The 12,284-nt window shown below is 72.5% G+C and carries 11 protein-coding genes; 2 read left to right on the top strand and 9 right to left on the bottom strand.

Annotated elements, in window-relative coordinates:
- Positions 1-31: 31 nt before the first annotated feature.
- From ABGB05_RS03100 to ABGB05_RS03090, 3 genes are all read right to left on the bottom strand, one after another.
- Complete coding sequence (locus tag ABGB05_RS03100) at positions 32-925, bottom strand: hypothetical protein (protein ID WP_347651570.1); 894 nt, start codon at positions 923-925, stop codon at positions 32-34.
- A gap of 179 nt (positions 926-1,104) precedes the next feature.
- Positions 1,105-1,284, bottom strand: coding sequence for a DUF397 domain-containing protein (locus tag ABGB05_RS03095; RefSeq protein ID WP_347651569.1), 180 nt, complete (start codon positions 1,282-1,284; stop codon positions 1,105-1,107).
- Positions 1,281-2,036 (bottom strand): helix-turn-helix transcriptional regulator, encoded by a 756-nt coding sequence (locus ABGB05_RS03090; RefSeq protein WP_347651568.1) that lies wholly within the window; start codon positions 2,034-2,036, stop codon positions 1,281-1,283. The genes ABGB05_RS03095 and ABGB05_RS03090 overlap by 4 nt, the downstream gene beginning before the upstream one ends.
- A 652-nt stretch (positions 2,037-2,688) precedes the next feature.
- Between ABGB05_RS03090 and ABGB05_RS03085 the strand changes: the two genes are divergently transcribed.
- A complete protein-coding gene (locus ABGB05_RS03085) occupies positions 2,689-2,949 on the top strand; it encodes a hypothetical protein (protein WP_347651567.1) in 261 nt (86 codons plus the stop codon).
- Here the strand turns inward: ABGB05_RS03085 and ABGB05_RS03080 are convergent.
- The 3 genes from ABGB05_RS03080 to cysS are packed head-to-tail and all read right to left on the bottom strand — an operon-like array spanning position 2,946 to position 6,066.
- Positions 2,946-3,521: a GNAT family N-acetyltransferase gene (locus ABGB05_RS03080; RefSeq protein WP_347651566.1), complete on the bottom strand. Its 576-nt coding sequence runs from the start codon at positions 3,519-3,521 to the stop codon at positions 2,946-2,948. The genes ABGB05_RS03085 and ABGB05_RS03080 overlap by 4 nt on opposite strands.
- Positions 3,518-4,651, bottom strand: a complete 1,134-nt coding sequence (rlmB, locus tag ABGB05_RS03075; RefSeq protein ID WP_347651565.1) for a 23S rRNA (guanosine(2251)-2'-O)-methyltransferase RlmB — start codon at positions 4,649-4,651, stop codon at positions 3,518-3,520. The genes ABGB05_RS03080 and rlmB overlap by 4 nt, the downstream gene beginning before the upstream one ends.
- Positions 4,651-6,066 carry a cysteine--tRNA ligase gene (cysS, locus tag ABGB05_RS03070; RefSeq protein ID WP_347651564.1) on the bottom strand — a complete coding sequence of 472 codons (1,416 nt, stop codon included), beginning with the start codon at positions 6,064-6,066 and terminating at the stop codon, positions 4,651-4,653. The genes rlmB and cysS overlap by 1 nt, the downstream gene beginning before the upstream one ends.
- Positions 6,067-6,197: 131 nt before the next feature.
- Between cysS and ABGB05_RS03065 the strand changes: the two genes are divergently transcribed.
- Positions 6,198-6,863 (top strand): helix-turn-helix domain-containing protein, encoded by a 666-nt coding sequence (locus ABGB05_RS03065; RefSeq protein ID WP_347651691.1) that lies wholly within the window; start codon positions 6,198-6,200, stop codon positions 6,861-6,863.
- A gap of 107 nt (positions 6,864-6,970) precedes the next feature.
- Here the strand turns inward: ABGB05_RS03065 and ABGB05_RS03060 are convergent, their stop codons facing one another.
- The 3 genes from ABGB05_RS03060 to ABGB05_RS03050 all read right to left on the bottom strand — a co-directional run bounded on the left by ABGB05_RS03060 (position 6,971) and on the right by ABGB05_RS03050 (position 12,283).
- Positions 6,971-7,648, bottom strand: coding sequence for an HAD family hydrolase (locus ABGB05_RS03060; protein WP_347651563.1), 678 nt, complete (start codon positions 7,646-7,648; stop codon positions 6,971-6,973).
- Between the two features lie 53 nt (positions 7,649-7,701).
- Positions 7,702-9,102: a class II fumarate hydratase gene (locus ABGB05_RS03055; RefSeq protein ID WP_347651562.1), complete on the bottom strand. Its 1,401-nt coding sequence runs from the start codon at positions 9,100-9,102 to the stop codon at positions 7,702-7,704.
- Between the two features lie 124 nt (positions 9,103-9,226).
- The gene (locus ABGB05_RS03050; RefSeq protein WP_347651561.1) at positions 9,227-12,283 is read right to left on the bottom strand and encodes a BTAD domain-containing putative transcriptional regulator; all 3,057 of its coding nucleotides are present in this window, start codon (positions 12,281-12,283) and stop codon (positions 9,227-9,229) included.
- Position 12,284 lies beyond the last annotated feature (1 nt).

Raw genomic sequence — 12,284 nt, 5'->3', positions numbered from 1 at the left:
AGGGTAGTGTGTCGCGCCCCTTTTCGGCTGTTCAGCGGGGCGTGGGTGGGGCCGCGCCGGCGCGGGCCATCCGTCGACGGGTCGCGTCGTAGCCGAGCACGAAGACGAAGACCGCCATAATCAACGCCAGCAGGGCGGCCAGCGGCACCCACGCCGTCAACGACACGTACCAGTACAGCCACCACGGTGCGGTCAGCAGCGTCGCGCCGATCAGCAGCGCCGTGCCCACCGACTCGGCCAGGCCGCCCAGTCCGGCCAGCCAGTTCTGCACCGCGTACGACACGGCGCAGGTCAGCACGGCGAGCCCGCCGACGGCCGCCCAGCGACGGCCGAGCAGCGCGGCCAGTCCCAGACCGATGACCGCGAACAGTGCGACGCCCGCCGCCGCGCACAGCACCGTGGCGATCACCGACGGGCTGGTCAGGGTCAGTTCGCGCACCTCGACCCCGGACCGGCGCAGGTTGTCCGGGACCCAGTGGTTGGCGACGTACGGCCGCGCGTACGGCAACACCACAGCGAGGTCGACCACGGCGAGAATCAACCCGAAGAGTGCCGCGACGGCTGCCTTCGCCACCATGAGCGGCCCGGGGTCGTCCGGCAGGGCCGGTGGCGTCGCAGGCGGCATGGAACGCCGCGCCGTCGAGCGGGTCCGCAACCGTGGTTCGCCCACCAGCAGAAACCCACCGACCGTCAGCGCGACCAGTTGGGCCCAGCCGAGACCGGAGGTGCACACCGCCCGCACGTCGGCCTCGTACGCTGCGAGCTGCTGACCGGGGCCCTGCGGATCCTGGTAGATGTACGACATGTACGCGTCTGCGTTGACCGGCAGCATGGCCAGGCCGACGACGGCAACCAGCGGGGGCAGGATCCACAGTGGCCAGCGGCGGAGGAGCCCGCGAAGTTCCTGTCGGAACAGTTCTCGCATGGTCGTCGACGGTGCCGATTTCCTGCCACGACTGAGGTGGCCAAACGGCTACAACGGGGTCACGATTCGCCGGAATGTCGGCGGCGTGCCCCGGCCCACGGCGGCGACAGTGGTGATCCGGCGGCCGTGGCACTACACGGCACCCTGCCCGCCGGGGTGGGACCGGGAGTGTGTCGCGGTCAGCCGCGCTTGGCCAGTTCGACGAAGGCGCGCCAGGCCGTCGGCTCGAAGGTTAGTGCCGGGCCGGTCTGGTCCTTCGAGTCCCGGACCAGCACCCGGCCCGGCAGGTTGTCGGCGACCTCGACACAGTTGCCACCGTTGGAGTTGCTGCGCGTCGCCTTTCGCCACACCGGGTTCATAGCTCGCTCGCCATCCTCAGGATCAGGTCCCGGGACAGGTCCCGGGGCAGTGCCACCGAGCGTATCGCCTCCCAGGTGCGAGCCATCGCGGCAAGTCGATCCGGGTCGGTGATCACCTTGCCGTCCAGCGGGTCCTCCAGGTAGGCCACCTCGCCCTCACCGGGGACGGAGGCCAGCACGAAGTTTCCGGTCAGCCCGGCGTAGAAGCCGGCGGACCGGGGCACCACGTGCACAGAAAGTCGGGGCTGCCGCGACATCTGGGCGAGGTGGGCCAACTGCTCCCGCATGATGGCCTGGTCGCCGCGCAGCAGCGCACACTCGTCGACGGTGAAGGTGCAGACCGGGGGCTTCTCCTGGCCAAAGACCGCCGTCTGCCGCTCCAACCGGATCGCCAGGTGCCGTTCGACCTCGTCCGGGGTGTGCAGGCCGACGGCGAGCACGGCTCGGGCGTACGCCTCGGTCTGGAGCAGGCCCGGCACGTAGGTCGGCTCGTGAGACCGGAGCGAAGCCGCGTCCCGCTCCAGTTCCGGCCACGGCCGGAACCACTCCGGCGGCCCCATCTTCCGTACGTCGAGGGCGAGCCCCTGGATCAGGTCGCCGCTGCCGAAGAACTCGTCCAGGCTCCGTGCGGTGTCCTCCACCGGCACCAGCCGGGCCGTCTCGAACTTGGCGATCAACGACGTGCTCACGTTGAGCTGCTCGGCCACCCGTTCCTGGGTGAGACCGCCTTTGGCCGCGCGCAGATATTTCATGACTCGCGGAAGACCGTTGTTAGCCACCATTCTTGATCTTTCTCCTCACGACGTGCCCGGATGAGTGCCTGAATGCTGTCCGCTGCTCATCTTCCATCAATCACCGTCAACGGTCCAGGGTGGAGTTCAGCGGAACCGCTCGGATCCGGTGGGCCCGACAAAGGACGGGCGGAACCGCGCGGGGGCCGTCGCAGTCCCCCCCTCACCCGAGGCGGCCCCCGCTTCCATATCTCCCCAGGAAGGAATTCCCGAGATGAGACTGCCGCGATTGAGATCGGGCAACCCGCACCGGCGCGACTGGCGATGCCTGTGGCGACACTGCCGGTGCGGCTGGCACGGATACCCCTGCCCCGACTCGCTCGGCCAGACACCCTCGCTGACCCCGCCGACCAGCCCCGGCCCCGGAACCCCGTCCCTGCCGGCCGTACGTCGACGGTCACCGAACACCGGCCCGACGTGGAACACCGGGTCCGCAACCCGGAAACGGACCGGCGCCTGCCAGGACGCCAGGTGAACGATTCGAGGAAAGGCTGAAGCTGCTCCGGTCAGCACAATGGAAACCCGTAGGAACATTGAGGAACACGGGGCAACTTCGAGGAACTCTGAGGAATCAAGAGGAACTGAGAGGAACTGAGAGGAACAACTTCCGGCCATGAACGGACAGCCGTCACACGTACCCAGACGCCCGAGCTGGCTCTGCCGAATCTGCGAAACCGAATGGCCCTGCCTGACCGCCCGCAGCCTGCTTCCGATCGAATACCACGCCGACCCGCTGGCGCTGCGGGTCTACCTCGGTCTGGTGCTCTACGAGGCGACCGAAGACCTCTACCGGCTGCACCCGAATCCCGGGCCGGACCCGGCCGAACTGCACGCCCGCTTTCTCGGCTGGGTGGATTCCCGACAGGGGAGCTAGCTTCGGTCGGCCGCCGACCGGACGTGCCGGTGACCGTCGAGCGGGAACGGCGGGTGGGCCGGCACGACCCGGTCGAACCGGTAGCCGGCCTTCTCCGCCACCCGGCAGGAGGCGACGTTGTCCACCTGGTGCAGCAGTTCGAGACAGCGCAGACCGTCAGCGGTGAACGTCTCGAACGCCCAACGGGTCAACACCTCCAGGGCGCGGGACGCCACGCCCTGACCCCGGGCGGCCGCCGCCGTCCAGTAGCCGACCCCGGCAGAGCCGCTGGCCAGATCCGGCGCCTTGAGCGCCACGTTGCCGACCAGCCGCCCCGCCCCGGCGCCCGAATCGTCGACCACCGCGAAGCTGAACCGTTTCCCGCTCTCCCAGCCGTCCCACTGCAGTTCCAGCCAGCGTCGCGCGTCGTCGACGTCGGTCACCCGGAACTGGCTGAAACGGCGCTGCACCGGATCCCGGTACGCCTCGATCAGCGACTCGACGTCCCCGTCGGTCCACTGGCGGAGCAGCAGGGCCGGGGCGGCCGGTGTCGCCGCGACCCGCAGCGACACCGGCTCCACTCGTACGGTCACGCGGCGAGGCGACGCCGCGACACCTCGGCGAGCGCCACCGCCGCCGCCACGCTGGCGTTCAACGACTCGACCTCGGAGACCATCGGAATGCTGATCCGCAGATCACAGGTCTGCCCGACCAGCCGGGACAGGCCGCGACCCTCGGAACCGACCACCACCACGAGCGGGCCGACCGCCGCCTCCAGGTCGTACAGGTCGGTTTCGCCGTCGGCGTCCAGGCCGACCACCAGGAAACCTGACTGCTGGGCCAGCTTCAGTGCCCGGGTCATGTTGGTGACCTGGCTGACCGGCACCCGGGCCGCCGCGCCGGCGCTGGTCCGCCAGGCGGTCGCGGTGATCCCGGCGGCCCGCCGCTCGGGTACGAAGACCCCCTGCGCGCCGAACGCCGCCGCCGACCGGATCACCGCACCGAGGTTGCGTGGGTCGGTGATCCCGTCCAGGCCCACCAGCAGCGGCGACGGCTGCTCCATCGCCACCGACACCATGTCCTCGAACGCCTCGTAGGCGAACGGCGGCACCTGCAACCCGAGACCCTGGTGCAGCACACCACCGGTCATCCGGTCCAGCTCGGCTCGGCTCACCTCGAGGATGGCGATGCCCCGGTCGGCCGCCGTCCGGACCGCCTCGTTCACCCGGTCGTCCATGTCGATGCCCTGGGCGACGTACAACGCGGTCGCCGGCACCGCCGTGCGCAGCGCCTCCACCACCGGGTTCCGGCCGACCAGCAGCTCGGCGGCCTCCCGGCCCGGGGTGCCCTTGCGACCGGGCGCGACCCGGGGCCCGGAGCGCGGTGCCGGCTTGCCGCCGGTACGCCCGGCGGTCGCCGCGCCGCGACCGGCGCTGACCCCCCGACGGGTGCCCTTGCCCCAGGTGGTGTCCTTGCTGCCCGGCACACCGACCTTCGGCGCCCGGCCCTCCTCGGCGGCGGCCCGGCGTTCCTTCTCCTGCTTCCAGGCGGTCCGCTGCGGCAGCTTCTCGGTGCCCGAGTACGCCTTGTGCCAGGGCCGTTCGTCGGCGGGCAGGGTCTTGCCCCGACCGGCGAGACTGCCCCGGTTCTTGCCGCCGGAACCGACCGTGGACCCCTTCTTCGGGGTGACCCGACGGCCACGACGTTGCGAGTTTCCGGGCATCAGTCCTGTTCTCCGATCGTCCAACGAGTGCCCTGCGGGGTGTCCTCGACCACCACGCCGGCATTTTTGAGCTGGTCGCGCACCGCGTCCGCGGCGGCCCAGTCCTTCCGGGCCCGGGCCTGCGCCCGCTGCTCGATCGCCAACGCGACCAGCGCGTCGACGACCCCCCGCAGCTCACCATCCTGCCCGCCGCCGTCCCAGGCCGGGTCGAGGGGGTCGAGACCGAGTACGTCGAGCATCGCCCGGACCTCGGCCAACGCCGCCGCCGTCGCCTGGTCGTCGCCGCCGGTCAGCGCGACCTGCCCCTGCTTCACGCTCTCGTGCAGCACGGCGAGCGCGGCGGAGGTGTTCAGGTCGTCGTCCAGGGCGGCGCCGAAGGCGTCCGGCAGCGCGCCGGGCTTGCCGGCCCCGACCCGGTCCGCCGCCCGCCGGACGAAGCCCTCCACCCGCCGGTACGCCACCGCAGACTCGCCCAGCGACTCGTCCGAGTAGTCGATCCGGGACCGGTAGTGCGGGGCGACCAGGTAGTAGCGCAGCTCCGCCGGCCGGACCCCGAGCCTGGTGACGTGGTCGAGGTCGATCACGTTGCCCAGCGACTTGCTCATCTTGGCCTCGCCGAGGTTGAGCAGCCCGTGGTGCACCCAGTAGCGGGCGAACGGCAGCCCGGCGGCCCGGGACTGGGCCTGCTCGTTCTCGTGGTGCGGGAAGGTCAGGTCGAGCCCGCCGCCGTGGATGTCGAACTCGGCGCCGAGGTAGCGCCAGCACATCGCCGAGCACTCGATGTGCCAGCCGGGACGCCCGGGGCCCCACGGGGACGGCCAGACCGCGTCGGCCGGCTCCTCCGGCTTGGCACCCTTCCAGAGCGCGAAGTCCCGGACGTCCCGTTTGCCGCGCTCGTCGACCTCGCCGGTGCTCTGGGTGGCGTCCGGGTCCTGCCCGGAGAGGACGCCGTACTCCGGGAACGACCGGACGTCGAAGTAGACGTCGCCGGAACCGTCCTGCGCCGGATAGGCGTGCCCGTTCGCGATCAACTTCTTGATCAGCTCGTGCATCTCCGGGATGTGCCCGGTCGCCCGTGGCTCGTACGTCGGCGCCAGCACGTTCAACGACCGGTACGCGGCGCCGAGGATGACCTCGTTGGCGTACGCGATGGACCAGAACGGCCGCTGCTGCTCAAGCGCCTTGGTCAACACCTTGTCGTCGACGTCGGTGATGTTCCGGACGAACGTCACCTGGAAGCCGCCGTGCAGCAGCCACCGGCGCAGCACGTCGTAGTTGACCCCGGATCGAAGGTGCCCGATGTGCGGCCCGGACTGGACAGTGAGACCACACAGGTAGATCCCCACCCTGCCGGCGTGCAGGGGGACGAAGTCCCGCACCGATCGGGTGGCGGTGTCATACAGGCGTAGCGTCACCGTACAAGGGTACCGGGTGCGTCGAAGGGCCTTCGTCTATCGCTCACGGCCGCGCCGGACCGACGGACACCTCCCGGTACGACCGGGCTGCCTCTCGTACGCTGCCTGGTGTGGTGACGGCGGCGAACGGGATGCCACCGGCGGCGGACGGGACCGCCGGCCGGGGCGGTGGCGAGACGGCCCAGACCCTGGACCGTGGCCTGCGGCTGCTGCACCTGGTCGCCGAGGCGACCGGCGGGCTGACCGTCACCGAGGCGGCGGCCCGGCTCGGCGTCGGGCGGACGGTGGTCTACCGGCTGCTCGGCACCCTCACCGAACACGGCATGCTCCGCCGGGACGCGGCCGGCCGGCTGCACCTCGGCGCCGGGCTGCTGCACCTGGCCCGGCGGGCCCAGCCGCTGCTCGCCGACGGGGCGCTGCCGGCACTGCGCCGACTGGCCGAGCAGACCGGCGCGACGGCACACCTGACCGTGGTCGACGGCGGCGAGGGGATGGCGTTGGCGGTCGTCGAGCCGAGCTGGACGGCGTTCCACGTGGCGTACCGGACCGGTGCCCGGCACCCGCTGGAGCGGGGTGCCGCCGGACGCGCGATCCTGGCCGGTCGGCTCGGCCGGTCCGAGCCGGTGGCGAGCAGCGGTGAACTGCAGGCCGGCGCGTACGGGGTGGCCGCACCGGTGCTCGGCGTCGCCGGGCTGGAGGCGAGCGTCGGCGTGGTCGCCCTCGCCCCGCTGGACGTCGGGGCGGTCGGCGCCCGGGTCGCGGTCGCCGCCGCCGAGATCACCGCCGCGCTCGCCTGACCCGACCGTTCCCCCCGGCCGGCGAACCGGGACTCGGCGCGGGCACCTTCCTGGCGCCGGGCATTCGCCAGGCGGCGAGCACCGCCGGGAACCCGGCGAGCCGGAACTCAGCGCCAGGCGGCGAGCACCGCCGGCAACTCGGCGAGGGACCGGATCTCGGCGTCCGGCCGCAGGCCGGCCGGCCGGGGACGGGCGTCCCGGTTGAGCCAGACCGCGCGCAGCCCGGCCGCCTGCGGTGCCCGTACGTCGTGCTCGGGCGAGTCGCCGACGTAGACCAGGGCGGCCGGGTCGGCGGTGGCGGCCGAGGCGACGGCGGCGAAGAAGGCCGGGGCGGGCTTCTTCGGCACCCCGGCCTGGTGTGCGTAGATCTCGAAGGAGAACTGGGCGGCCAGCCCGCACCGGTCGGCCCGGCTGTTGCCGTTCGTCGCGTACCCCAGGGTGTACGACCGGCGCAGCGCGGCCAGCGCCGGCAACGCGTCGTCGAACGGCCGGGTCAGCGCGAACCGGCGGGCGAAGAAGAGTTCGAGGATCCGGTCCGCCTCACCGGCGAGCCCGACCCGGTCGAGTGACCGGACGAACGCGGCCCGCCGGATCTCCACGATCGGATCCGCCGGCCGCGCGGCGAAGAGTGCGGCGAAGTCGGCCCGCAGGTCCGCGACCGAGACGTCGTCCGCCGCCGGGGTCAGCCGCCGCAGCTCTGCCAGTACGGCAATCAGCCCGCCGTCCACCGCCGGGTCCAGGTCGAGCAGGGTGTGGTCGGCGTCGAAAACCACGGTGGTCAGCACCCGCGAAAGGGTAGTCCCGGGGTCAGGGGCGCGTCATCCGGAATAGTCCCCGGTCAGGGGTGCGTCATCCGGAGCACGTTCAGCGCCTCGTCGAGCTGTTCCTCGGTGAGCCGGCCGTCCTCGACGTGCCCGCGTTCGAGCACCACCGCCCGGATCGTCATCTCCTTGGCCAACGCCTCCTTGGCGATCGACGCGGCCTCGTCGTACCCGAGGTAGCGGTTGAGCGGGGTGACGATCGACGGCGAACCCTCGGCGTACGACAGGCAGACGTCGACGTTCGCGACCAGGCCGACCACGCAGCGGTCGGCGAGCAACCGGCTCCCGGCGGCCAGCAGCCGGATCGACTCCAGGACGTTGCGGGCCAGCACCGGCAGCATCACGTTCAGTTCGAAGTCGCCCTGGGAGCCGGCGAAGGCGACGGTGGCGTCGTTGCCGATCACCTGGGCGCAGAGCTGCCGGACCGACTCGCAGACCACCGGGTTCACCTTGCCCGGCATGATCGACGACCCGGGCTGGAGGTCGGGGATCTGGAGCTCACGCAGGCCGGCGCGGGGGCCGGAACCCATCCACCGGATGTCGTTGGCGATCTTGTAGAGCCCGACCGCGTACGTCCGCAGCTGCCCGGAGACCTCGACCAGCCCGTCCCGGGCGCCCTGCGCCTCGAAGTGGTTGCGGGCCTCGGTCAGCGGCAGCCCGGTCATCTCCCGCAGCTTCTCGATCACCTTCGGCGCGAAGCCGGCCGGGGTGTTGATGCCGGTGCCGACGGCGGTCCCGCCGAGCGGCAGTTCGGCGAGCCGGGGCAGGCAGCTCTCCAGCCGTTCGATGCCGTACTGCACCTGGGTGGCGTAGCCGGAGAACTCCTGGCCGAGCGTGACCGGGGTGGCGTCCATCAGGTGGGTCCGCCCCGCCTTCACCACCTCGGCGAACTCGTCCACCTTGGACTCGAGGGTGAACTGCAGGTGCCGCAACGCGGGCAGCAGGTCGTGCACCACCGCCTGGGTGGCGGCCAGGTGGATCGAGGACGGGAAGACGTCGTTGCTGGACTGCGCGGCGTTCACGTCATCGTTCGGATGCACCTCCCGACCCAGCTCCCGGGCGGCCAGGGTGGCGATCACCTCGTTGGCGTTCATGTTGGACGAGGTGCCGGAGCCGGTCTGGAAGACGTCGATCGGGAACTGGTCGTCGTAGCCGCCGTCGGCCACGTGCGCCGCCGCGGTCGCGATCGCCTCGGCGACGTCCGCGCCGATCACCCCCAGCTCGGCGTTGGCCTGGGCGGCCGCCCCCTTGATCTGGGCCAGCGCCTTGATGTGCGCCGGTTCCAGTCCGCGTCCGGAGATCGGGAAGTTCTGCACCGCACGCTGGGTCTGGGCCCGCCACAGCGCCTCGGCGGGCACCTCGACCTCGCCCATCGTGTCGCGTTCGATCCGGTAGCCGGTCGCCTCTGAAGTGCTCACGGATCCATCCTGCCCCGAGCCGCGCCGGATCGCAGATGATCCCCGCCACCCGCCGGACCGCAGCCGAAGCCCACCACCCGCCGCCATCCACCGGCCGCGGGTCTGCCCCGCCCCGTGCCGGCGCTCAGCGCCGGATCGCCGGAACCGGCTCGTCCAGCTCCGCCAGTCGGCGGCGGACGACCGCCGCCTCCGCCAGCTCCAGGTCGTCGTACGTGACCAGCGCCTGCTCCCAGTACCGTCGCGCGGTCGCCGGATCGTCGTCCACCAGGCAGCTGGCCAGACCGTCGAGCGCCCGGGCCCGCTCCAACGGATAGCGGGCCACGATCGGGTCGGCGAGCACCCGCTCGTGCATCCGGGTCGCGCCCGGCACGTCACCCAACAGGAGCAGGGTGCTGCCCAGCGAGTTGTACAACTCGACCAGCCGGGCCCGGTCGCCGATGTCCTGGACGAACGCCAACGCCGCCTGGTGCATCGCCAGCGCCTCCGCCGGCCGACCGAGACCGGCCAGCACCAGCCCGAGACCGTGCCGTCCCTCGGCCTCGCCGTACCGGTTGCCATTGCGCCGGCTCAACGCCAGTGCGGCGACGAGCAACCGGTACGCCGGCCGGTGGTGGCCGAGCCGGGCCCGGACCACCCCCAGGTTGACCAGCGCGGTGTCGAACGTGAACCCCTGGTCCGCCCGCCGGGCCAGGGTGACGTGCCGCCGTCCCCAGTACAGGGCGGCGCGGTACCGGCCCAGTTTCAGGTTCGCGTCGGTGATCGCCGAGAGGGCGTGGCTGATCCCGGTCAGGTCGCCGATCCTCCGCCGCAGACGCAGCCCCGCCGCGCAGTGCGCCAACGCCGTCTCCGGCTGGTTCAGGTGCACGTACGGGAGGGAGAGGTTCAGCCGTACCCGGGCCTGCCCTGGCAGGTCCCCGTCGCGCTCGTACTGCTCCAGCGCGGCGAGCAACTGATCGACCGCCTCCTGGTGTCGACCCATCCGGAAGTAGCCGCTGGCCAGGTAGTTGCGCATCGCGGTGGCCGCCGGCTGGTCGGCCAGCCGCTGCGCCGCCGCCAGCCCCCGGGTGTGCGTCTCGACCAGGTCGTCGTGGTACCCGCCGACGTAGAACAGCCGCCAGGCCGCCCGGGCGATCGACCAGACGTACCGGTCCTCGCCGATGCTCTCCGCGAAGCGGACCGCCGCCACCACGTTCTGCCGTTCCGCCTCCAGCCGCCGCAACCCGACGGTGGGCGGTGCCAACAGGTCCGGGCGGCGGGGCTGAGCGAACCGGAACGCGTGCAGTCCGTCCGCCGCCTCCTGCGGTCCGGTCGCCACCGCCCCCAGGTGCAGGTAGTGGTCGAGCAGCCCGATCGCCGCCTCCGCCCGTTCCTCCGCCGGCCCGGCGGCGGCCAGCGACGCGGCGTACTCGCGGACCAGGTCGTGGAAGCGGAAGCGGCCGGCGGCCGGTTCCTCCACCAGGTGCCAGTCGACCAGCCGGTCGAGCAGGTCGGTCGCCTCGGCCAGCGGCAGCCCGGTGAGCGCGGCGGCGGCGTACCCGTCGAAGCTCTCCCCCGGATGCAGGCCGAGCAGCCGGAACATCCGCTGCGCCGGGGCGGGCAGATGTGTGTACGACAGCGCGAAGGCGCTCTGCACGGACCGGTGTTCGGCGGCGAGCTGTGCCAACGCGGACCGGTCCGGGCGCAGCCGCTCGGCGAGGTCGGCGACCCGCCAGCTCGGCCGGTGGGCCAGCCGGGCGCCGGCCAGCCGGATCGCCAGCGGCAGGTGGCCGCAGCGCCGTACCACCGCCTCCGCCGCCTCCGGCTCGTCCCGTACCCGGTCGCCGGCCACCCGGCTCAGCAGCTCCACCCCCTCGGCGGTGGTGAACAGCCGCAGCGGCTCCGGCCGGATGCCGTCCAGGCCGAGCAGCCGACGCCGGCTGGTGATCAACGTCAGGCAGTTCGCGGTCGCCGGCAGCAACGGGGACACCTGGTCGGTACCGCTCGCGTTGTCGAGCACCAGCACCGTACGCCGGGTGGCCAACTCGTCGTGCCAGAGCCGGATCCGGTCGTCGAGATCGGCGGGTATCGCGGCCGCCGGTACGCCGAGCTGCCGCAACAGGGTGACCAGCGCGGCCGCCGGCTCCACCGGGGTACGGTCGCTGTCGCCGTGCAGGTCGACGAAGAGCTGGGCATCCGGATAGTACGGCCGCAGCAGGCTCGCCACGTGCACCACGAACGTCGTCTTGCCACTGCCGGCCATCCCGTCCACCACGTACGGCGCGGTGGCAGCCCGGTCCTGACCCCGCTCCCCTGCACCGTCGCCGTGGCCGGCGGCCGCCAGCAGTCGACGGACCGTCTCCTCGTGTCCGGTGAAGTCGCCGACCGCCCGGGGCAGGTGGTGCACCGGCGGCCTCGGCCGTACGGTGGCGAGGGTGGTCAGCGGCGTGGCCGGCGCCCCGGGCGGCACCACCTCGTCGGTGAGGATCTGCTGGTGCAGTTCGCGCAGCTGGCGGCCGGGTTCGAGGCCCAGCTCGTCACTGAGCAGCCGCCACCCCTCCCGGTAGACGCCCAACGCCTCGGCCGGTCGGCCCGCCTGGTGGAGTGCCCGCATCAGCTGGGCCCGGCTCCGCTCCCGCAGCGGGTACGCGACCACCAGATCGGTCAGCTCGACGACCAGGTCGTTCGCCATGCCGAGCCGGAGTTCCACCTCGACGCACTCCTCGAGGACGGTGATCCGCTGCTCGCCGAGGAAGGCCGCCGCGCGGCGGATCACCTCGCTGTCGAAGCCGGGCAGCGCCGGGCCCCGCCACAGGGCCAGCGCCGAGCGGTAGGTCTCCCTGGTCTCGGCCCAGCGGTGGTCCGTGGCGGCGAGCCGGGCCGCGGCGACCAGTCGGTCGAAGACCTGGACGTCCAGCTCGTCCGGGCCGACCTCGACCCGGTAGCCGGCCGGTCCGGTGACGATCCGCTCGCCGGTCACCCCGGCCTCGGCGATCGACCGACGCAGCCGCGACACGCAGGTCTGCAGTTGCCCACGGGCGGTGGCCGGCGGGTCGACGCCCCAGACCGCGTCGATCAGCTCGTCGACCGGCACCACCCGGCCGGCGTGCAGCAGGAGCACGGCCAGCACGGTCCGGTCCCGGCCGGCCGTCACCGCCGTTTCGCTCCCGCCCACCCGCAGCGGGCCCAGTATGCCGAACCGCACC

The sequence above is a fragment of the Plantactinospora sp. B5E13 genome, assembly GCF_039871775.1.
Lineage (GTDB): Bacteria > Actinomycetota > Actinomycetes > Mycobacteriales > Micromonosporaceae > Plantactinospora.
Note: the sequence above shows the minus strand (reverse complement) of the source record. Positions and strands in the feature narration are given on the sequence as shown.